General features: G+C 42.0%; 17 protein-coding genes, 1 tRNA gene and 1 pseudogene. 11 read left to right on the plus strand and 8 right to left on the minus strand.

The annotated features are described in order from the left end of the window. The 3 genes from MBO_RS05105 to queF all read left to right on the plus strand — a co-directional run bounded on the left by MBO_RS05105 (nucleotide 1) and on the right by queF (nucleotide 2678). Nucleotides 1–984, plus strand: coding sequence for an ABC transporter ATP-binding protein (locus tag MBO_RS05105; protein ID WP_187648942.1), 984 nt, complete (start codon nucleotides 1–3; stop codon nucleotides 982–984). After that, nucleotides 977–1747: an ABC transporter permease gene (locus MBO_RS05110; RefSeq protein ID WP_036364994.1), complete on the plus strand. Its 771-nt coding sequence runs from the start codon at nucleotides 977–979 to the stop codon at nucleotides 1745–1747. Before MBO_RS05105 ends, MBO_RS05110 begins: the two co-directional genes overlap by 8 nt. A gap of 73 nt (nucleotides 1748–1820) precedes the next feature. Continuing rightward, complete coding sequence (gene queF / locus MBO_RS05115; RefSeq protein WP_036364998.1) at nucleotides 1821–2678, plus strand: NADPH-dependent 7-cyano-7-deazaguanine reductase QueF; 858 nt, start codon at nucleotides 1821–1823, stop codon at nucleotides 2676–2678. 112 nt (nucleotides 2679–2790) lie between these two features. On the opposite strand, the gene MBO_RS05120 is transcribed toward queF, so the two are convergent. Next, nucleotides 2791–2866: transfer RNA gene (locus MBO_RS05120), tRNA-Glu, on the minus strand. 179 nt (nucleotides 2867–3045) lie between these two features. Beyond that, nucleotides 3046–3534, minus strand: a complete 489-nt coding sequence (locus MBO_RS05125; protein WP_036365001.1) for a YajQ family cyclic di-GMP-binding protein — start codon at nucleotides 3532–3534, stop codon at nucleotides 3046–3048. A 1166-nt stretch (nucleotides 3535–4700) separates the two neighbouring features. Here MBO_RS05125 and MBO_RS05130 point away from each other — a divergent pair. From MBO_RS05130 to MBO_RS05150, 5 genes are all read left to right on the plus strand, one after another. Then, entirely contained in the window at nucleotides 4701–5207 is a 507-nt protein-coding gene (locus tag MBO_RS05130; protein ID WP_019520343.1) for a toxin-activating lysine-acyltransferase, read from the plus strand. A 35-nt stretch (nucleotides 5208–5242) separates the two neighbouring features. Continuing rightward, on the plus strand, nucleotides 5243–8026 hold the full coding sequence (locus MBO_RS05135) for an RTX family hemolysin (protein WP_036365015.1): 2784 nt from the start codon (nucleotides 5243–5245) through the stop codon (nucleotides 8024–8026). Nucleotides 8027–8090: 64 nt separating this feature from the next. Then, the gene (locus MBO_RS05140; protein ID WP_080702197.1) at nucleotides 8091–10304 is read left to right on the plus strand and encodes a type I secretion system permease/ATPase; all 2214 of its coding nucleotides are present in this window, start codon (nucleotides 8091–8093) and stop codon (nucleotides 10302–10304) included. A 46-nt stretch (nucleotides 10305–10350) separates the two neighbouring features. Continuing rightward, nucleotides 10351–11778, plus strand: a complete 1428-nt coding sequence (locus tag MBO_RS05145; RefSeq protein ID WP_036365018.1) for an HlyD family type I secretion periplasmic adaptor subunit — start codon at nucleotides 10351–10353, stop codon at nucleotides 11776–11778. A gap of 83 nt (nucleotides 11779–11861) precedes the next feature. Next, nucleotides 11862–13169, plus strand: coding sequence for a TolC family protein (locus tag MBO_RS05150; RefSeq protein WP_187648941.1), 1308 nt, complete (start codon nucleotides 11862–11864; stop codon nucleotides 13167–13169). Nucleotides 13170–13317: 148 nt separating this feature from the next. On the opposite strand, the gene rnt is transcribed toward MBO_RS05150, so the two are convergent. The 4 genes and pseudogenes from rnt to argG form a co-directional block, all read right to left on the minus strand. Next, nucleotides 13318–13992: a ribonuclease T gene (gene rnt, locus MBO_RS05155; protein ID WP_052585319.1), complete on the minus strand. Its 675-nt coding sequence runs from the start codon at nucleotides 13990–13992 to the stop codon at nucleotides 13318–13320. Continuing rightward, nucleotides 13992–15053 (minus strand): dihydroorotase, encoded by a 1062-nt coding sequence (gene pyrC, locus MBO_RS05160; protein ID WP_080702198.1) that lies wholly within the window; start codon nucleotides 15051–15053, stop codon nucleotides 13992–13994. The genes rnt and pyrC overlap by 1 nt, the downstream gene beginning before the upstream one ends. Nucleotides 15054–15208: 155 nt before the next feature. After that, nucleotides 15209–15762 (minus strand): annotated as a pseudogene (locus tag MBO_RS05165) (LysE/ArgO family amino acid transporter); the annotation flags it as partial. Between the two features lie 44 nt (nucleotides 15763–15806). Further along, entirely contained in the window at nucleotides 15807–17144 is a 1338-nt protein-coding gene (gene argG / locus MBO_RS05170) for an argininosuccinate synthase (RefSeq protein ID WP_036365025.1), read from the minus strand. Nucleotides 17145–17343: 199 nt separating this feature from the next. On the opposite strand from argG, the gene MBO_RS05175 reads away from it, so the two are divergent. The 3 genes from MBO_RS05175 to MBO_RS05185 all read left to right on the plus strand — a co-directional run bounded on the left by MBO_RS05175 (nucleotide 17344) and on the right by MBO_RS05185 (nucleotide 19250). Next, the gene (locus MBO_RS05175; RefSeq protein WP_036365028.1) at nucleotides 17344–17850 is read left to right on the plus strand and encodes a L,D-transpeptidase; all 507 of its coding nucleotides are present in this window, start codon (nucleotides 17344–17346) and stop codon (nucleotides 17848–17850) included. Nucleotides 17851–17980: 130 nt separating this feature from the next. Further along, nucleotides 17981–18220 (plus strand): hypothetical protein, encoded by a 240-nt coding sequence (locus tag MBO_RS05180; protein ID WP_036365031.1) that lies wholly within the window; start codon nucleotides 17981–17983, stop codon nucleotides 18218–18220. A 37-nt stretch (nucleotides 18221–18257) separates the two neighbouring features. Then, nucleotides 18258–19250: a LysR family transcriptional regulator gene (locus MBO_RS05185; RefSeq protein ID WP_036365034.1), complete on the plus strand. Its 993-nt coding sequence runs from the start codon at nucleotides 18258–18260 to the stop codon at nucleotides 19248–19250. Nucleotides 19251–19340: 90 nt separating this feature from the next. Here MBO_RS05185 and MBO_RS05190 read toward each other — a convergent pair whose 3' ends face one another. Then, nucleotides 19341–19946: a FixH family protein gene (locus tag MBO_RS05190; RefSeq protein ID WP_036365037.1), complete on the minus strand. Its 606-nt coding sequence runs from the start codon at nucleotides 19944–19946 to the stop codon at nucleotides 19341–19343. Nucleotides 19947–20098: 152 nt separating this feature from the next. Next, nucleotides 20099–21457 (minus strand): cytochrome c oxidase accessory protein CcoG, encoded by a 1359-nt coding sequence (gene ccoG / locus MBO_RS05195; protein WP_052585325.1) that lies wholly within the window; start codon nucleotides 21455–21457, stop codon nucleotides 20099–20101. Between the last annotated feature and the right edge of the window lie 79 nt (nucleotides 21458–21536).

The following is a 21536-nucleotide window of genomic DNA, read 5'->3' on the forward strand; positions in this document are numbered from 1 at the left end:
ATGAATGAAATGCCTGCCCTAAAAGTCCGCAATCTAAAGAAAACCTATCCCAATGGCACTGCCGCCCTAAAAGGCGTGGATTTGACCGTGCCGCAGGGTGAATTTTTTGCCTTGCTTGGGGCAAATGGAGCGGGCAAATCCACGATGATTGGCATCATCAGCTCATTATTTCCCCAAACAGACGGCACGGTGGAGATTTTTGGTGTGGATTTGCACAAAAATCCAAGCCTTGCTAAGTCTTATTTGGGCATTGTTCCCCAAGAATTTAATTTTAACCAATTTGAGAAATGCTTGGACATTCTTATCACGCAAGCGGGCTATTATGGCATAAAAAAGAAAGACGCCTTGCCAAGAGCCGAATTTTTATTAAAAGAATTGGGGCTTTGGGATAAGAAAGATACAAAGGCTCGTTCGCTCTCTGGCGGTATGAAACGCCGTTTGATGATTGCCCGTGCTTTAATGCATCGCCCTAGACTTTTGATATTAGACGAGCCGACCGCAGGGGTGGATATTGAATTACGCCGTTCTATGTGGGATTTTATGGAGCGTATTAATAAAGATGAAGGCACAAGTATTATTTTGACAACCCATTATTTAGAAGAAGCCGAGCAGTTGTGTAAATACATCGCCATATTAAATCATGGCGAAATTTTAATTAACACCGAGATGAAATCATTGCTTACGCAGTTATCATTAGAAACTTTTGTTTTTGATTTAAAAGATGAATTAAAAAATACCCCAACTCTAAATAACATTAGCCATATCACTTTGGTGGATAATAAAACTTTAGAAATCACGCTTAATAAAACCCAACATTTAAATAACGTATTTACGCAATTAAATCACCTAAATATCCAAATTGTCAGCATGAGAAATAAAGCCAATCGCCTAGAAGAATTATTTATGGGTGTGGTAGATAGCCATTTTCATAAAGGCAAAATGAAAGACGAGAATAAATTAAATAATGGGGAAAATCATGAATAATCAATTGACCGCCTTTAACACCCTATTATTTAAAGAAATCAAACGCATTGTTCGTATTTGGCCCCAAACCTTATTACCGCCTGTCATTACCATGACGCTGTATTTTGTGATATTCGGACAAATGATTGGCTCTCGTGTCGGAGAAATGGGCGGGGTCAGCTATATGCAGTTTATCGTGCCGGGTCTTATCATGATGTCAGTCATTACCAACAGTTATTCTAATGTCGCATCATCATTTTTTAGCACCAAATTTCATGGCAGTATTGATGAAATGCTGGTGTCGCCCATATCCAAGCACGCCATATTATTGGGTTATGTGGGTGGTGGCGTATTTCGTGGGCTTGCCATTGCCTTGATTGTCAGCATTGTGGCGTTATTTTTTACTCAATTAAGCATTAGTAATTTGCCAATCATGCTGATTACCATCATTGGCACGTCCGTATTATTTTCATTGGGCGGTTTTATCAATGGGGTATTTGGCCGCTCGTTTGATGATATTTCTATTGTGCCAAGTTTTATTTTAACGCCTTTGACTTATTTGGGCGGGGTATTTTATTCGTTAGAAAACCTATCGCCATTTTGGCAAAATTTATCTCTACTTAACCCCATTGTTTATATGGTCAATGCCTTTCGTTATGGCATATTGGGGCATTCTGATGTCAATGTCGGTTATTCGTTATTGGCGATTTTGATATTTTGTGCGGTGTTTTATGGCGTGGCATATAAAATATTAAAAGACGGTAAAAGAATTCGGCTTTCTTAATTTAATATTAAATTTAAATTTGTAGGGGTGAATTGCAATTTGCCCAATAAAATCAAATAAAAGGCAAACATAAATGAGCATTCACGGCGTACTAGGCGAAAGCACCACTTATTCAAAAACCTATGACCCTACCATTTTATATCCCATATCTCGGCAAATCGGACGAGATGAGATTTTAAAAGACGTGGGATTTGATTTTAATAATTACCATCATGAATTAAAAAATGGCGTGGATATTTGGCAAGCCTTTGAATTGTCATGGCTAAATCCGATTGGCATTTCACAAGTGGCAATGGCTCGTTTTACCATTCCTGCCAATTCGCCAAATATCGTAGAATCCAAATCCTTAAAGCTATATCTAAATAGCTTAAACTTTACTAAATTTAGCAGTATTGATGAATTAAAAACCACTTTACAAAAAGATTTATCTGCTTGTGCGGGAGCGAATGTGGGCGTGGAAATCATTGGTCTAAACGATGATGGGCTAGATATTCATGCGCCGGTGGGCATCTGTATTGATGACGTTTTAGATAACACCAAAAAAGAAATTCCGCTGCTGGATGATATTGATAATACATTCTTGAAAAATGCCAAGAGGAGCGCGCTAACTCAGTATAAATTCTACTCTAATCTACTGCGGTCGAACTGCCCAGTGACCAATCAGCCTGACTGGGGGGCGTTGCAGATTGAGATTACCACCGAATATGAATTAGATTTTGGTGAGTTCTTAAAATACATTTTGTCATTTAGACAGCATAACGGCTTTCATGAACAGTGCGTCGAGCGGATATTTGCCGACTGTATGATTCATTATCGCCCTGTGTTCTTGAGAGTGCTTGCCAATTACACTCGTCGTGGTGGCATCGACATTAACCCTGTGCGCGTCTATCATCGTGATGTGGGCGAGGTTAAGCGTCTGGTGCGTCAGTAAGCTTAACTGTATAAATAAAAGAGCGGGCGTTCATGCCTGCTCTTTTATTTTCATTGTTAATAAATAAATAATAAAAAACAGCCCTTAAAATTAAGGGCTGTTTTTAGAATATTGGCACTCCATAGGGGATTCGAACCCCTGTTACCGCCGTGAAAGGGCGGTGTCCTAGGCCTCTAGACGAATGGAGCACAAGGACTGTAAAACTGATTTTATTCAAATCGCTTTACCAACTTTTGAACGCTTTCACCGTGTTTCTCAAAAGTGGCGCTATTATAGCAAATTATTTTTATCCGTCAAGCGATTATTTTTCAAAAATTTAAAATAATTTGTAAATATTTGATTTATATAAAAAAATTATTTTAAAAAATCAATCTTTGAAGTTGTTGAATTGCAGTGGCACGCCAAATGATTTTTCTTTTAGAAATGCCATGCAAGCTTGTAGATTGTCGCGCTTTTTGTCATTGACGCGAATCTTGTCGCCTTGAATGCTGGCTGATACTTTTAAATCGCTTTCTTTGATGGCTTTGCTGATCTTTTTGGCGGTGTCTGAGTCTAGTCCGTCTTTTAGATTGATGACTTGCTTGACGGTTTTGCCTGATTGGGCTTTATCTTGTGGGTCGAGGACTTGTAAATCGACGCCGCGCTTGATGAGCTGCTTTTCGAAGATGGCGTAAACGTTGTCTGATTGAAGCTCGTTATCGCAGGTGATGGTTACAGTTCTGGCTTTTTCGTTCAGCTCGACGGTGATGTCACTGCCTTTAAAGTCAAAGCGCGTGGCGATCTCTTTGTCGGTGTTGCCAATGGCGTTACGCACTTCCTGAACGTTTAATTCTGATACGATGTCAAATGATGGCATAATATTTCCTCTTTGATGGGTGTTATGATAAGTTTTAGCAATCTGTTTTTTGGATGTCTAAAGACTGGTAGAAATACTAAACCCTAGTCAAATATTGTAATCACATATTAAGGTTATGTTATCACACAATGCCATCAAAAGCGACGATTTTGTGATGAAAGGGGGTGTCTAAAAATGTGCACGAACTTTTGTTATTAGTTAGAGCTCTTTTTGGATTCTGCCCAATCTGAAAAATACGCTTTCTGGTTTGACTTCTTCGGAGTCCTATGTTGATCAACCTTCTTAATTCTATGTGAAAATTTGTAGTATGATTATACTGAGTTGGTTGATGTTTTGTTATTGCTATATTATAATTGACCAAAAGATTAAATAGTTTTAAATTTTATTGTTTTGCTTTATAAATAATTCTATTAAATACTTTTTTAACTCAATTTAAAAGTAAATCTCAAAAATTAGATTTCCTTTTAAATTGCTCTCTACGATTGCGGCAAGACAATTTTTAAAAGCGTTTAATTTAATCAGTAAATGCTCATTAAAATATGTTTGACAGATAATTTATGATTGGCTTTTTTATCTGCCTTATTGAGTAGACTGATGTTTTTCTTTAGTAACTGGCTTTCGGTATTATATTCTTGAATGTCTTGATAGTCAGAATGCACTCAAATGTGACCATTTGAATCTTTATGGTTTGATGACTCTTTTCGCCTTACTATTTTAAGCTGTCTAAAGGATGTTTTGGTTGCATCAATTAGCACGGTGTCAATATTAGTGTCTGTCCATAATGACTTTTGATGAGGTGTGCAAAATCTTTTATGCTTATTCGGTATGCTTTGTATCTATAGGATGGTTTTGTATGCCGCACTTTCGTTAATCCCAAAGTCCTAGCTTGGATGAATGAATCTTGGTATTTTTGGCGGTAGTTTAAGGCTGTTATAAGTTTTTTTGGGATTATTTTGGCTTTCCATCGCTTGGTATAGACTCCTTGGCGTGGGTAAACATATGCTGATAGGTTGCTCGTTCTGTACCAAAGTGATGTTAAATGATATTTTGAATTAAATTGGTATTATGATTCTTTGGTTTGGGGGTATCAAATTGTGTTGAGCTGAAGTTAATGTATAAATCTATTTGAGTTACTTAATTTAAAAAACTTAGAGAGTTGAATACTCATGAATGATAATTTTACAGAACTTGGAGCGATTACTTGGCTGTGGGCTAATTCTAATTTGCATAAGAATTGGACGCTTTCTCTCTTAACAACAAATGTTATTCCAGCAATTGAAACGAAGCAGTATGTACTGCTAAGAAGAGATAATATGCCTGTAGCATATTGTAGTTGGGCTAAGCTTAGTTTGGAAAATGAGGTTAAATATATTAACGATGTTACCTCTCTTAAGTTGGAAGATTGGCAGTCGGGTAATCGAAACTGGTTTATTGACTGGATTACCCCATTTGGTGATAGTCTGAGACTGACAAAACACATGAGAGAGTTGTTTGCAGATGAATTGTTTAGAGCTATCCGTGTGGAAGAAAATTCTTCGCATGGTAAGATAACTGAATTCCATGGAAAATCTGTTGATCCAAAGTTGGCCTCAAAAATGTTTGCGCAATACCACGAAGATCTGATGAGCAAACTATCAACTCAGAATAATTTTATTATATCTAAAGATAATTAATTCAAACCTTTTTAAAATAATTAGGGTAAATAGCCATGTCTAAAATAAATGTAATTAAAACTAATATTCAAGCCGGTTTAAGCTCCACTAAGTCTGGACTAAAAAGTCTTTATTTGGCCATTCCTAAGGACTATGATCCGCAAAAGGAAGGGAGCTTAAATAACTTCATCAAAGCTGCCGATGAGTTGGGAATTGCTCGTTTGGCAGAAGAGCCTAATCACACTGAAACAGCAAAAAAATCTATTGATACGGCAAATCAGCTACTCTCTCTTACGCAAACCGGTGTTGCTATCTCTGCAAAAAAACTAGATGAACTCTTAAAAAAACATTCTGCCAATAAGTTGGCACAAGGGCTGAAAAGCGCAAAGAATATTGATCATCAATTAGGAGATGCAAGTAGTGTGTTGGCAACCCTCAGTTCTTTCTTGGGTACTGCTTTAGCGGGCATGGAACTTGATTCTTTGATCAAGCAAGGCGATGCTGCACCTACTGATTTAGCGAAAGCCAGTATTGAATTGATCAATGAAGTGGTTGGCAACCTATCTAGTAGCGTTCAAACAGTTGAGGTGTTTTCTGCACAGCTGGCAAAGCTAGGCTCCACTATATCGCAGGCTAAGGGTTTCTCTGGCTTAGGAAATAAGTTGCAAAACTTAAATTTCTCTAAAACCAGTGTTGGTTTGGAAGTGATTACTGGTTTGTTATCAGGTATTTCTTCAGGTTTTGTTTTGGCGGATAAAGATGCATCAACTGGTAAAAAAGTGGCTGCAGGTTTTGAGTTAAGCAATCAAGTTGTTGGTAATGTAACAAAAGCAATTTCTTCATATGTTTTAGCACAACGCGTTGCTGCTGGTCTATCAACTACCGGCGCAGTTGCTGCTTTAATCACCTCTTCAATTATGTTGGCAATTAGTCCTTTGGCATTTGTGAATGCGGTGGATAAATTTAACCATGCCAATGCTCTTGATGAATTTGCACAACAATTCCAAAAATTCGGCTATGATGGAGACCATCTACTGGCTGAATATCAGCGTGGTGTAGGCACTATTGAAGCTTCGTTAACTACAATTAATACGGCATTAGGTGCAGTTTCTGCGGGTGTTTCTGCCGCTGCTGTAGGATCTGCTGTTGGTGCACCTATTGCCCTATTGGTCGCTGGAGTAACGGGATTAATCTCTGGTATTCTAGAGGCATCTAAGCAAGCAATGTTTGAAAGTGTTGCGAATCGTTTGCAAGGTAGAATTCTAGAGTGGGAAAAGCAAAATGGTGGTCAGAACTATTTTGACAAAGGTTATGACTCTCGTTATGCTGCTTATTTGGCTAATAACTTACAATTTTTGTCTGAGCTAAATAAAGAGTTGGAAGCTGAGCGTGTTATTGCCATTACACAACAACGCTGGGATAATAATATCGGTGAGTTGGCAGGTATTACCAAGTTGGGAGAGAAAGTTGAGAGCGGAAAAGCTTATGTAGATGCTTTTGAAGATGGTAAAAAAGTGGAGGCCGGTGTTAATATTACATTAGATGCCAAGACTGGAATTGTAGACATCAGTAATTCAGATAGCAAGAAAACTCAAGCATTACACTTTACTTCACCATTATTAAGTGCAGGTAATGAATCTCGCGAACGCATAAGTAATGGTAAATATTCTTATATCAATAAATTGAAATTTGAGCGTGTTAAAAATTGGCAGATCACTGATGGTGATGCAAGCTCTAAATTAGACTTCTCTAAAGTTATTCAGCGTATTAATGAGCAGGAAACTGTAGAGGAAATTGAGCTGATTGTAAATGCTGGTGCTGGTAACGATGATATCTTTGCTGGGCAAGGTAAAATGAATGTGGACGGCGGAGCCGGACACGATCGTGTTTTATATAGCAAAGATGGTGGCTTGGGTAATATTATCGTAGACGGCACACATGCAACTGAAATGGGCAGCTATATCGTTAATCGTACAGTGGCTAAAGGTGATATTTATCATGAAGTTGTGAAACGCCAAGATACTGCGGTAGGTAAACGCACAGAGACCCTTGAGTATCGTGATTATGAATTGAGACAAGTTGGATATGGGTATAAGTCTACTGATCAATTAAAATCCGTAGAAGAAATAATTGGCTCTCAATTTAATGATAACTTCAACGGCTCCAAATTCACTGATATCTTCCACGGTGGAGATGGAGATGATCTACTTGATGGCGGTGCTGGCGATGACCGTTTATTTGGTGGCAAAGGTGCAGATCGACTTTTAGGTGATGATGGAAATGATCTACTTGATGGCGGTACTGGCGATGATGTATTAAATGGCGGTACTGGCGATGATGTATACATTGTTCGAAAAGGGGGTGGGAATGATACACTGTACGATTCTAAAGGTAATGATAAATTGGCATTCGCAGATGCTAATTTATCAGAGTTAACTATTGAGCGTACTCAAGAAGGTATATTGATCAAGCTAAATGACAATTCTGGTAGTATTAATGTATCAAATTGGTACATTGCATCCAAGCTAGTGAATTACCATGGTCATAAAACTGATAACAAAATTGAGCACCTTATTGGTAAAGATGGTACTTATATTACCTCTGAGCAAATTGATAGCCTTTTGGAAAACAAACAAGTTGGTGAGAAAATCACATCTCAACAATTGCAAGAGCTTGCAAACAAAAATAAGAGTCAAGAGATATCTGTATCGGACATTGCAAGCAGTTTAAATAAGCTAATTGGCTCAATGGCGTTATTTGGTACAGAGAATCCTGTGAGCTCCAATACCCTGCAACCAACTACACAACCGGTTCACGGTATTTTAGCTCCAAGTGTTTAGTGATTTAATTTACTAGACGATATCACCACCCATATCATTGGTTATAGATTATGAAACTAGTGATATGGGTGGTGATACTTCTTTAATTAGACTTAATTTACAAACCCTTAATAGTAATTTAGTTATGATAGATTATGCTCAACAACCTGCTCTATCTGCTCTGGTTATCCTTGCCAAATACTATGGTATTTCTGCAAGTCCAGCAGACATTATGCATCAGTTTTCTGATAATGCAAAAGGAGACCTGAATGAAATTGAATGGATGTTGGCAGCAAAGAAATTGGAATTAAAGGTAAAGATTATAAAACAGCCTTTAGCTCGATTGTCAATGATAACACTTCCTGCTTTGGTGTGGTGTGATAATAAGCCCGATTTAGATCAAAATTTAAACTCTCATTTTATACTAACTAAAATTGATGGGGTGGGATCTGCTGCAAAATATCTCATCTATGATTTGATCGAAAATCGTCCTATGATATTAGATGCAAGTGAGTTTTCTGAAAGATATTCTGGTAAGTTAATGCTAGTAACTTCCCGTGCGTCAATATTGGGTTCATTGGCTAAATTTGATTTTACTTGGTTTATTCCTGCGGTAATCAAATATCGTTATATTTTTTTTGAAGTTATTATTATTTCAGTGGTGCTACAGATTTTTGCTCTGATTACGCCATTGTTTTTTCAGGTTGTGATGGATAAGGTATTGGTGCATCGTGGTTTTTCTACTCTGGATGTGGTAGCGATTGCCTTATTGGTAGTAAGTTTATTTGAAGTCATTTTAAGTGGTCTACGCACTTATATTTTTGCTCATACAACCTCTCGTATTGATGTAGAACTAGGAGCACGATTATTTCGTCATCTACTCGCTTTACCACTTGCTTATTTTGAAAGCAGAAGGGTGGGTGATACGGTTGCACGCATACGGGAGCTGGAACATATCCGCAATTTCTTAACTGGTCAAGCTCTTACTTCAGTTTTAGATTTGGTGTTTTCTTTTATATTCTTGTTTGTAATGTGGTATTACAGCCCTACTTTAACACTGGTAGTTTTGGCATCATTACCAATATATGCGTTTTGGTCTGCCTTTATTAGCCCAATTTTACGCACTCGACTAAATGATCAATTTGCACGCAATGCAGATAATCAATCTTTTTTGGTGGAAAGTATTACTGCGGTTGGTACGGTAAAAGCAATGGCGGTTGAACCTCAAATGACCCGTCGCTGGGATAATCAATTAGCAGCTTATGTGGTTTCTAGTTTTCGGGTTGCTAAGTTGGCAATGGTTGGGCAGCAAGGAGTGCAACTCATTCAAAAGCTGGTTGTTGTGGCAACTCTATGGATTGGTGCAAAATTGGTAATTGAAGGCAAGCTATCGGTAGGTCAATTAATAGCATTTAATATGCTGGCAGGTCAGGTGGCCGCCCCTGTTATTCGCCTGGCACAGCTATGGCAAGATTTTCAGCAAGTAGGTATTTCAGTGGCGAGATTGGGTGATATTTTAAATACTCCAACTGAGCATTCTACATCTCGCTTAACTTTGCCTGATATTAAGGGTTATATTACATTTGAAAATATTGATTTTCGCTACAAAATAGATGGGCATTTAATATTACAGAATTTAAATTTACAGATTAACGCTGGAGAGATACTAGGTATCGTAGGACGCTCTGGTTCAGGTAAATCAACATTGACAAAATTAGTACAGCGTTTATATGTACCAGAAAATGGGCGAATATTGGTTGATGGAAACGACTTGGCATTAGCTGATCCCGCTTGGCTGCGCCGCCAAGTGGGTGTTGTTTTGCAGGAAAATGTGTTACTTAATCGTAGTATTCGAGATAACATTGCCTTGACTGATACGGGCGTGTCATTAGAGTTGATTATCCAGGCTGCCAAGATGTCTGGGGCACATGACTTTATTATGGAATTGCCTGAGGGTTATGATACGATTGTTGGAGAGCAAGGTGCAGGCTTGTCAGGTGGACAACGCCAGCGTATCGCTATTGCGCGTGCTTTAATTACAAATCCGCGTATTTTGATTTTTGATGAAGCTACTAGTGCATTAGACTATGAGTCGGAAAGAGCCATCATGCAAAATATGCAGGCAATTTGTCAAGATAGAACAGTCTTAATTATTGCACATCGCCTATCTACTGTAAAAATGGCACATCGCATTATTGCGATGGACAAAGGGAAGATTGTGGAGCAGGGTACACATCAAGAGTTGTTGCAAAAAGAAGATGGTTACTATCGTTATTTATATGATTTGCAGAATGGATAAGTTTGTTCTATTAATGCTATTATTAAACATTCAAGGAAAATAATTCATGTTTATACAAGCACTTAAAGATTTTTTTATTCGTTATGTGACCGTTTGGCGAAATACATGGGCAGTGCGAGACCAACTAACCCCTCCTAAGCGTACTAAAGAAGAACTCGCTTTTCTTCCTGCACATCTAGAACTCACTGACACACCTGTATCCAGCTCTTCTAAGTGGACAGCTAGAATAATCATGATATTCGTCCTATTTGCTTTGCTATGGTCCTGGGTTGGGCAGATTGATATTGTTGCCACAGCTTCGGGAAAAATTTCTTCAGGTAGTCGTAGTAAAACTATTCAATCTTTGGAAACGGCCATAGTTAAAGCTGTGCATGTGCGTGATGGTCAAAATATTCAACAAGGAGAGGTATTGGTAGATTTGGTGGCGGTTGGTTCAGATAGTGATGTCGCTCAGTCCGAAAAAGCCCTGCGAGCAGCACAATTATCCAAACTACGCCTTGAAGCAATTTTATCAGCATTGAATCACCGTATCAATCCTAAGATTGATTTAGCATATGCAAAGTCTTTAAATATTTCAGAATCGGAAATTAATGAAGCCCAAACTTTGGCCCAAAATCAATATCAAGCATGGTTGGCACAAGATGAACAATTAAAATTAATCTTAAAGGGGCATCAGGCAGAATTACAGTCTGCCCGATCTCAAGAACAAAAGTTGGTTGCGGTTGGTGCAATTGAACGCCAAAAGACTGATGACTATCGAAAGCTCAAAGCAGAAAACTTTATATCCGAGCATGCCTATCTGGAGCAAGAAAGTAAATTACTTAGCAATCAGAATGATTTACAAAGTACGCGTAGTCAGATTCAAAAAATACAAGCTGCAATCATGCAAGCTGAACAAAACCGTATGTTATATACTCAAAATCTAAAACGCGATACATTAGAATCTTTGCGTCAAACCAATGAGCAAATTAATCAATACACTGGTCAAGCTAATAAAGCTAAGCAGCGACAGAAATTGCTAAGCATTAAATCGCCTGTTAGTGGTACTGTACAGGAATTAGCAACTTACACTTTGGGTGGAGTTGTACAAGCAGCACAAAAAATCATGGTTGTGGTGCCTAATGACAATCAAGTGGAAGTAGAGGTATTGGTGCTAAATAAAGATATCGGCTTTGTAAAGGTTGGTCAGGATGTTATTGTCAAAGTTGAGAGTTTTCCTTATACGCGTTATGGTTATTTAACAGGCAAAATCAAAAGCATTAGCCATGATGCCGTAGATCACCAACATTTAGGACTGGTATATACTGCACTTGTTTCTCTTGATAAAAGCACATTAAATATAGATGGAGCAACAATCAACTTAACACCAGGAATGAATGTTACTGCTGAAATTAAAACGGGTAAACGCCGTGTTTTGGATTATATGTTAAGTCCATTGCAGACAAAAGTTGATGAAAGTTTTCGTGAGCGTTAATTTTTCCTGTGCTTTTATTTAATTTGATCAACTGAGTGTTGTAATAAGAATTGTTAAAAGCTCCCAAATCAAACAGAGAAACCATGAGCAATATAAAAATGAAAAAGTATATTTATCCTTATTCACTTTCTTTACTCTTTTTTATGAATAGTTCTCCTACTTATGCGTTTAATTTGCAAGAAGCGTGGGTTGCTGCACAACAAAATTCTGCAGATTATCAGGAGGCGTTTTATCAAAAAAATGTTATTCAAGAAAAACAACGGCAGGCCAAATCAGTTTTCTATCCACATCTTTCAGGGAATATCAATTATCAGAATCAACCTCATTCTTCAACCCCTATTAAAGAAAATTATGGTTGGGATTTACAGGTTAGTCAAACTTTATTTGATGGAAGTGAGATTGCCAAATATCGTCAAAGTATCTACAATAGTAAGGCGGCTGAGAAGAATTATAGTGATGCTAAAGAGCAACTATTATACAATGTGGCAGAGAATTATTTTAATCTGTTACTTAGTAATGAAACAATCATTGCTTATACAGCAGAAAAAATATCTTATGAACAACAGGTCAAGCGTGCTCAGGCATTATTTGACAAAGGTGTTGCTACAGCACTAGATATACACGAAGCTCAAGCGGGTTATGACAATGCTGTAGCACAAGAGATTGCCGCAATTGCAAAAAGACAAATTTTGGAAAATCAGCTTAATAACTATACAGGGTTGGATAGTAAACAAATTGAGCCTATTTCTATCCTTGATCAAATTGATGATTATCTTTTGCAGATTAAAAAATATAGCCTAGATGAATGGCAATCGATTGCTTTGGAGAATAATCATAGGTATTTAGCACAAAAATATGCTGTTAACAGCCAAGAAGAGGCTGTTAAAGCTGCTAAAAATAATCGTTTACCTACACTCAAAGGGCGGATTAAATATCAAGATGTATCATCTCCCAATAACTACAAAGTTGATGATAAACAAAGAAATGCTACAATACAATTGCAGTTTCATATTCCTTTGTTCGCAGGTGGAGACCTAAATAGTAAAATAAGTGAAGCAATGAATCAATATGAGGCAACCTATGCTCAATTAGTTGCTATGGAGAGACAAATTAAACTGGCAATACGCCAAGCTTATACTGAAAGTAATGCTATGTACCATCAAATTCTTGCACAAGAACGCGTACTTAAAAGCAGACAACTCCAACTCAAATCAACTGAAACAGGACAAATATACGGCATAAGAAACCATTTGGAGGTAATACAGGCTAGGCAGGGAGTAACAGAGGCAGAGCAAAAACTTGCAGAGACTAAATATAAATTCTTGATGGCTTACCTCACACTTATTAAAGAAAGTGGTTTAGAGTTGGAAGAGAATATAAACATTATTTGATCGAATTGGCTAAACTTTGAATTAAGCCAAGGGTGTACTAAAAGATAAAATCTGTGTTTTGGTGATTTTAGATTGTAAACACAACATAATTATTTTGCGTTTTTAATAATACATCATACCAAATTAATGGCATGATGTATTATTAATATTATGATTCGCTTGTTTCTGCCGATTCTATTTCAGCATCAACACTTGGCATGGCGGTCAGCATAGGCAATTCATTAAAAATCTTACAAAACAGCTCGGCAGTTTTTTGGGTGTCGTATAATGCAGAATGGGCATGATTGTTGTCAAATTCGATGCCCGCCATCACACAGGTTCGCGCCAACACGGTATGCCCATAAGCAAGGGCGGATAGACTTGCCGTGTCGAGCACGCTAAAGGCGTGAAATGGCGAGTGATTCTTTGAATTGGTGCGCGCGATGGCAGCATTCAAAAAACCCAGATCAAAATGCGCATTATGCCCGACCAGAATGCATTGACGGCATTCGTATTGTCTACGCACTTCTTTTAACGCCTTAAAGATGCGGCGCAGGGCGACTTTCTCATCCTCGCTGATCGCCTTTCGAAAGGGACTCTCAGGATTGATGCCGGTGAATTTGAGTGCGGCAGGCTCAAGATTCGCTCCGATGAACGGCTCGATGTGGGCGTTTAGTGGCTCGCCTTGGATGAGCTGACCTTGTTCATCCATTACAATGGGAATGCAGGCAATCTCAAGCAGGGCATCTGTCTGTGCATTAAAGCCTGCTGTCTCGACATCGACGACCACAGGCATAAAACCGCGAAAACGCTCCTTTAGGGCGGTAGGCTTATCCGATGTCATCACGACACCTGTGTCCAAGCTAGGCTCTGACCTGCCATTAGTGGTGTTAAGGTCTTACCGTCTAGGTAGTCGTAGGCTTTAGGGATGGTTTGTTCTTGCTTAATGAGCGTGATGGTGCTGGTATTGACAGGCAAGCCATAGAACTGAGCACCAAAGACGCTAGAGAAATTCTCAAGCTTATCAAGCGCGCCAACGCTTTCAAAGGCTGTCGCATATAACGGCAGGGCGTGTACGGCAGAATAGCAGCCAGCACAGCCACAAGCATTCTCTTTGGTGTGAGTGGCATGCGGTGCTGAGTCTGTGCCCAAGAAGAATTTGGGGTTGCCACTGGTTGCCACTTCTAATAGACGCTTTTGGTGGTCGGCACGTTTTAGGATAGGTAGGCAGTAATAGTGCGGCTTGACACCACCAACCAGCAGATGATTACGGTTAAATAGCAGATGCTGCGGTGTAATGGTCGCACCGATGTGACTGCCCTGAGCCAAACAAAAATCGGCCGCATCAGCGGTTGTGATGTGCTCCATGACAATTTTTAGCTCGGGGAAGTTTTTGATAATAATCGACAGAATCTCATCCAAAAAACGCTTTTCACGATCGAAAATATCCACATCACTGTGCGTGACTTCGCCATGTACCAGCAGTGGGATGCCATGTTTTTGCATGGCTTCAAAGACTTCTGCGCGCCCTAGAATGTCGGTAACACCATCAGCTGAATTGGTGGTGGCACCTGCTGGGTAGAGCTTAACAGCGCGTACTACACCGGAAGCCTTAGCGGCAGCGATCTCATCAGCTGTGGTGTGATCAGTGAGATATAGCACCATACAGGGGTCGAAGCTCTGCTTGCGTTCGGCGCTGATGTCAGCATTGGCCAGCGCGTCCAAGATACGTCCACGATAGGCGATCGCCTGCTCGGTTGTCTTGACAGGTGGGACGAGGTTTGGCATGCAGATGATGCGGTTAAAGCTCTGTGCGGCGTGTGTAACGGTGGTGCGCAGGGCGTCACCATCGCGCAGATGGATGTGCCAATCGTCTGGCTGAATCAGGGTGAGTGTGGTCATGATCTGGCTCGCTAAAGTATGATTTGATTATTTTAGCATGAAACGGGCATTTGCCAAAATGATTTCACGGCTTAGGTTGCTAACGTGAGCGCATGGCGCACTAGCGAAAATGCAATCGCTCACATGACGATGCCGATAAACGTGTCTAGCACTCGTCAAGTGGCAAACTTTTTGAATAATGGCGTAAGCAGTCTTGCGCCATAACCAAGCCCAAAGAACCAAGTCGCTGAAGCCAGCACTGCCCCGATGAGAAAGTAGTATTTGTCGCCCAAGCTAAGTGGGCTGGCAATGCTGCCTACCAGAACGACGGTATCGAGATAGACGTGCGGGGTTAATAATGTTCAAGCATGCGTGGTGGCAATGGTCTTGCCCAGTGCGTGGGTTTGACGCTGATCGTCTAATGCCAATGCGCTCGTGCCTTGATGGGCGGATTTGAAGGCACGAAAACCATACCAAAGTAAGAACGCAGCACCGAGCGACAGCATGAGCGTGGCAATGTGACTTTGGCTAATCAGGCTTCCTAGACCAAGCATGCCATGCTCATTAAAATAAAATCGCATAACAAACAAATCAAGCACACCCAAAAGACATACTGGCGCAATAAACCTTGCTTTAATACAAAGCCATTCTGAGCGCCGATTGCGACAATCAAACCAAACAAAAAAACCCTTGCAAGGCAATAGAATTCATCATTTATCCAAAGATAGCACATGAAAAACACGCCCATTTGAGCGTGCTTTTGGTGAATATAAATGCTTACTTATTCTCAAGCTGTGGTACGGCATTGCCACCGCCCACGCCCAGAAGACCGCTTTGGGTGTAGATGCCAAGCTTGTGACGAGTGTCAGCGATGTCAAGGTTGCGCATGGTTAGCTGGCCGATGCGATCAAGCGGAGTGAATGCAGCATCTTCAACCTTCTCCATAGACAGACGTTCTGGCTCGTAAGTTAGGTTCTCTGATTTGGTGTTTAAGATGCTGTAGTCGTTGCCACGGCGTAGCTCTAGCGTGACTGTACCTGTGATGGCGCGCGCCACCCAGCGCTGAGCGGTCTCTCTTAGCATCAGGGCTTGAGAATCGAACCAGCGACCTTGGTACAGTAGGCGGCCTAGACGAAGACCGTTAATGCGGTATTGCTCGATGGTGTCTTCGTTATGGATGCCAGTCACCAGACGCTCATAAGCGATGTGCAATAGCGCCATGCCAGGGGCTTCATAGATGCCGCGAGATTTGGCTTCGATGATGCGGTTCTCGATCTGATCGGTCATGCCCAGACCGTGACGGCCACCGATCTCGTTGGCTTTTAGGATAAGATCAACTGGGCTTTCGATGCGCTCGCCATTGATTGCCACAGGCGTGCCTTCTTCAAAGGTGATGCTAACTTCTTCAGCATCAATCTTTACATTTTCATCCCAGTACGCCACGCCCATGATGGGATCTACGATTTTGTGACTGACATTAAGAAACTCAAGGTCTTTGGCTTCGTGGGTCGCACCCAGCATGTTAGAGTCGGTTGAGTAGGCTTTTTCTTTGCTCATCTTATAGTCAAAGCCATTGTCGATGAGGAATTGACTCATCTCAGCACGACCGCCCATCTCATCGATGAATGTTTGGTCTAGCCAAGGCTTGTAGATTTTTAGTTCAGGGTTGGCCAGCAGACCGTAGCGATAGAAGCGCTCGATGTCATTGCCTTTATAGGTTGAGCCGTCACCCCAGATGTTCACGTCATCTTCACGCATGGCAGAGACGAGCATCGTACCAGTTACAGCGCGTCCCAGCGGTGTGGTGTTGAAGTAAGGCATGCCACCTGTGGTTACGTGGAATGCGCCGCACTGAATGGCTGCGATACCTTCTAGGGCGAGCTGTAGTCGGCAATCGACAAGGCGTGCCTTGACTGCGCCGTATTGCTCTGCTTTGGCAGGGATGGCGTTATAGTCGTCTTCGTCAGGCTGACCTAGGTTTGCGGTGTAGGCATAAGGTTCTGCGCCTTTTTGTTTCATCCATAGTAGGGCGGCAGAGGTATCAAGACCGCCAGAGAAGGCGATACCGACTTTCTTGCCGGTAGGTAGGTTTTGTAAGATGGTGGCGTTTGACATGAACATTCCTTAAAAAACTTAAAAATAAGAGCCAAATGAATCTCTAGGATTATAGCACTTTTGGGCATGGTTTGGCTGATTTGCCGAAAAATATTTTAATAGCATCATCAAAAATTCGCGCAAAATTTCCCCCAAAGCTTAAATTTTTTGATAAACTAACAATTTATAAAATATCCATCATTTTTTAATTTGATAACCCATGAGCCAAGCGACTTCCAAAGTTCATTTATTGATTGATACCGCCAATCAGACCCTTGATGTCTATGATGGTGATGAATTGATCAAGCAGTTTAGCGTATCCACCGCTAAAAATGGCACAGGTCAGCTCAAGAACACGGGTTGTACGCCGCTGGGCAGACACACCGTCGCCCAAAAAATCGGCGGCGAATATCCCATGAATGCCGTGTTCGTCGGTCGGGAATTTACGGGCGAGATCTATGATGATGAGCTAGGTCTTAAGAACCCAGATCATGACTGGATATTGAGCAGAATTCTGTGGCTTGATGGCTGTGAGGATGGCGCAAATAAGGGTGAGAATGCCGATGGCGTCTGCGATACTTTTTCGCGTTACATATATATCCATGGCACGCCCGATACCGAGCCGATGGGCAAGCCTATGTCGCATGGCTGCGTGCGCATGCGCAATGAGGATATCGTGTGGCTTTATGATGTGGTGGATGTCGGTACGGCGGTAAATATTGTATGAGTGACGTTAAATTGATGGATGATGTATTAAAATCATCAGGTATGGTTAAGGTGCTATCGGTGGCGATGTTGGCCTACTGACGGCTTGTGCGAGTCTGCCAAATACTAAGCAGACGAATAGCACAGATCTGATGTCTATAACTGCTAAGCAGACGGGCGTGTACATCATATCGTACGATAAAGACAAAAAAGACAATCTCATGCAAGCCATCCATCATCATGCAGATGAGATGCTATATGAGTACAAGAATTTGGGCAGTATGCTGGCGATTAAGATCAGTGCTGAAGATATAAATGGGCGCATTAATGACTACAAGCGGATCGATGGCGTCATTCAAATCACCAAAAGCCAAACGGTGTGTCTACAATGATTGACTGCCATCGGTCAAAATAATAAAAGGGTAAAGCGTGAATTTACAAAAAGTTGATTTAAATTTATTGGTGTATTTGGATGTGCTGCTGCGTGAGAAGAACGTAACGCGCGCTGCTGAGCAGCTTGGCATCACACAACCTGCCATGAGTAATATCTTGCGTCGATTGCGTTCTTTGTTTAATGATCCTCTTCTAGTGCGTTCATCGGAGGGCATGACGCCAACCGAGCGCGCAGGCGAGCTACAGCCGCGCATCAGAGAGATACTCTCGGATGTCAGTGCGCTATTAGAGCCGCGTACCGAGTTTCGTCCTTATAGCACCTCGCGCGTGTTTCGCATCATGACGAGCGATTACGCTGAGGCGACCTTGGTACCTAGACTGGTTAAGGCACTGCGTAGCGAAGCACCGAACGTAATTTTGGACTTTTTGACACCGTCGGATGTCTCTTATCGTGATATGGAGCAGGGGCGTGTGGACTTAGCGATTAACCGCTTTAACGAAATTCCCCAGAGCTTCCATCAGGTCCTGGTATGGCGCGATACGTTCAGCTGCCTGCTGTCAGCGGACAGCCCATATGTGAGTCGATTTAACCTTAAGAACTACCTAAAGGCTCAGCACGTCTGGGTGTCTAAGACAGGCATGGGCGTGGGCTTTGGGGTGAATCCTGAGAAGTCGGGTGGTCTAGGTTCGATCGACCAAGCGTTACAACGACTGGGTCAAAAACGCCAAATCAGCGTCTTCACCCGTCATTATCAGATGCCTGCGATGCTCGCTGCGAATAAGGATTTGATCGCTACTCTGCCCACGCGTGTCGCCAAGCTACAGGCGCATAATAATCCACAGATTGTGGTGAAAGAGCCGCCATTCTTCATCCCTGAATTTGAACTAACAATGGCGTGGTCGCCACTGCTACAGCATCATCCGGCGCACCGCTGGCTAAGACAGCTCATCCTACACGTCGCCCGCCAAGTCATCGCTGAAGAAGAAGCGGCATTACAATCCGCCAGACTCATCAAAAGCAGCACATAATCACAGTAATAATAAACCGCCCAAATCATCCATTTGGACGGTTTATTATTGACTTCTTAATGGCGCCATGCCAGCGCAATCCTAACAGGATTATTGATTTTGAGCAGGACGTAGATCGCGTTGATCAGGCAGGACTTGGCGCTCTTCATCGAAGCTATCAAGCGGTGAGAAAGCAACGTTCTTAGCAGGTAGCTTTTGAACATGAACGAGACGCCAGTTATGGATGCCATCGTTGCTTACCTGTAGATAGTATTTGGCAGGGGTTTCATCCAGCGTGACTTTGCCTTCATAGCGATTCTCGCCAACGTAGCGAATGCTTAGATCCTTATCCTTAGTACTGTCGGTGGCGTGCGAGATGCTGACAGCGAGCATCTTTGGATATTCTAATGGTGTACTATCGCGTAGTTTACCCGATAACAGGGTGTCGCTAGGGTAGCGCAGCTCAAAGCTGACATTGTCACCATCGAAGCGCATGATACCAAAGATGCCTAAGTCATGCGCCAACTGGTCGCGCGTGGCATCTTGATAGAGCATCTTACCATCCATATACCAATCATCACGCACAGTGCTGTCTTGAACTCGAATGGCATAGATAATGAAGAAAATACATATCACCACCACGAGTGCAGGCAGACCGATGACGAATATAGTCATGAAGGGGTTTTTGTACCAAGGTTCTTTTTGAGTGTTGGTCATGAAATCAGGCTGTATGATAAATTTGACCAGTATTCTAGCATATTTTGGGGTAGGGCTAAAGGGCGGGGCACCCAAAATATACAAGGCAAGCTGGCAGTATGCACAAAAAAATTCCCAAAGCAGACTTTGGGAATTTTGGTTGATGTGCCATCTTATTTCTTGGGCTTGTAGATGAAGATATCTTCAGCACTGGCACTGTATTTACCATCTTCGGTATATACGGTGATGGTAACAGGTGTGTTACCCGGCTTGATGACATTAGCATCACCAATGATGCTGACAGGTAGATCATAAGGTTCATTGGCTTGTAATGGCAGCCTGTCAAATCGTGAACGCAAGGTCATGCCAGCATGCTCACCATCCAGACGCACTCGGTACACCTGACGCTCGTCGGTCTTATTGACGATTTTTAGGACGTAGCTGTTCTCGACTTGACCGTTCTTGACCGTGCTTAACTGCTTACGATCATGGCGAATCTCCATCTCTAGCGGTGCACGACCTGTCGCAACCAGTATCGCAGCAGTGATGGCAGCACTTAGTACGAATATGTAGGCGAAGATACGCGGGCTGATGATTTTGGTCTTTTGCTTTTCAAGCAGTTGGCGTTCGGTGGTGTAACGGATGAGTCCACGAGGGTAGCCGACCTTATCCATGATCTCATTACACGCATCCACACAGGCAGCACACTGGATACATTCTACTTGTAGACCGTCACGGATATCGATGCCTGTTGGGCAGACCTGCACGCACATGCTACAGTCCACACAGTCGCCATAGCCTGCTGGATGATCGCCACGCTTTCTGGCGCCACGAGGCTCACCGCGTTCATAGTCGTAGGAGACGAGTAGGGTGTCTTTGTCAAACATCACCGACTGAAAGCGACCATAAGGACACAGGTGCACACACATGTGTTCACGCATGTAGCCAGCATTCGTCTGGGTAACGAAAGTGATGAGTAGGAAGAACACCCATGTCATCTTACCCCAACCCATAAAGAACGGGGTCTGCCCATTGAAGAACAGATAATCCGTACCAACGATAAAGGCAATAAAGGTCAGCGCCGTCACCGCTGAGATCACACCCCAAACGGCGTGCACAGCCAGCGTCTTGATGATCTTCTGAGCGCCCCAAGGCTGCTTGTCGAACTTCATGCGCTTATTGCGATCACCGATGATCCACTTCTCAACGTGCTGATACAGATGCACGTATATGGTCTGCGGACAGGCATAGCCACACCACACACGACCAGCATAGACGGTTACCATGAACAACGTCATCGCCGCGATGATGAACACAAAGGCGAAGAAATAAAAATCCTGCGGCATGAAAGTCGCCCCAAAGATATAAAACTTCGGCTCAATCACATCAAGCAGTATCGCCTGCCTGCCATTCCAACGTAGCCAGGGAGCGACCAAAAACCCCACCAAGATGGCATACATGACCACCAGACGGATGCTTTGGTATTTGCCCTTGGCAAAGCGTGGGTGGACACGATGCTTGGTGGCATCCATGTCCTTAGAATGCGGAATGAGTTTCTCTGGTGGTGGACGCTGTTTTTTGGGTCGTTTTGGTGCTGGCTTGGGCGTAGGA

This window comes from Moraxella bovoculi 237, from assembly GCF_000696305.2.
Classification (GTDB): domain Bacteria; phylum Pseudomonadota; class Gammaproteobacteria; order Pseudomonadales; family Moraxellaceae; genus Moraxella; species Moraxella bovoculi.

Excerpts from the sequence above, each read along its gene's own strand:
- MBO_RS05105 (WP_187648942.1), top strand. The coding sequence starts at position 1 with ATGAATGAAATGCCTGCCCTAAAAGTCCGCAATCTAAAGAAAACCTAT.
- MBO_RS05110 (WP_036364994.1), top strand. The coding sequence starts at position 977 with ATGAATAATCAATTGACCGCCTTTAACACCCTATTATTTAAAGAAATC.
- queF (WP_036364998.1), top strand. The coding sequence starts at position 1,821 with ATGAGCATTCACGGCGTACTAGGCGAAAGCACCACTTATTCAAAAACC.
- MBO_RS05125 (WP_036365001.1), bottom strand. The coding sequence starts at position 3,534 with ATGCCATCATTTGACATCGTATCAGAATTAAACGTTCAGGAAGTGCGT.
- MBO_RS05130 (WP_019520343.1), top strand. The coding sequence starts at position 4,701 with ATGAATGATAATTTTACAGAACTTGGAGCGATTACTTGGCTGTGGGCT.
- MBO_RS05135 (WP_036365015.1), top strand. The coding sequence starts at position 5,243 with ATGTCTAAAATAAATGTAATTAAAACTAATATTCAAGCCGGTTTAAGC.
- MBO_RS05140 (WP_080702197.1), top strand. The coding sequence starts at position 8,091 with ATGGGTGGTGATACTTCTTTAATTAGACTTAATTTACAAACCCTTAAT.
- MBO_RS05145 (WP_036365018.1), top strand. The coding sequence starts at position 10,351 with ATGTTTATACAAGCACTTAAAGATTTTTTTATTCGTTATGTGACCGTT.
- MBO_RS05150 (WP_187648941.1), top strand. The coding sequence starts at position 11,862 with ATGAGCAATATAAAAATGAAAAAGTATATTTATCCTTATTCACTTTCT.
- rnt (WP_052585319.1), bottom strand. The coding sequence starts at position 13,992 with ATGACATCGGATAAGCCTACCGCCCTAAAGGAGCGTTTTCGCGGTTTT.
- argG (WP_036365025.1), bottom strand. The coding sequence starts at position 17,144 with ATGTCAAACGCCACCATCTTACAAAACCTACCTACCGGCAAGAAAGTC.
- MBO_RS05175 (WP_036365028.1), top strand. The coding sequence starts at position 17,344 with ATGAGCCAAGCGACTTCCAAAGTTCATTTATTGATTGATACCGCCAAT.
- MBO_RS05180 (WP_036365031.1), top strand. The coding sequence starts at position 17,981 with ATGTCTATAACTGCTAAGCAGACGGGCGTGTACATCATATCGTACGAT.
- MBO_RS05190 (WP_036365037.1), bottom strand. The coding sequence starts at position 19,946 with ATGACCAACACTCAAAAAGAACCTTGGTACAAAAACCCCTTCATGACT.
- ccoG (WP_052585325.1), bottom strand. The coding sequence starts at position 21,457 with ATGGATGCCACCAAGCATCGTGTCCACCCACGCTTTGCCAAGGGCAAA.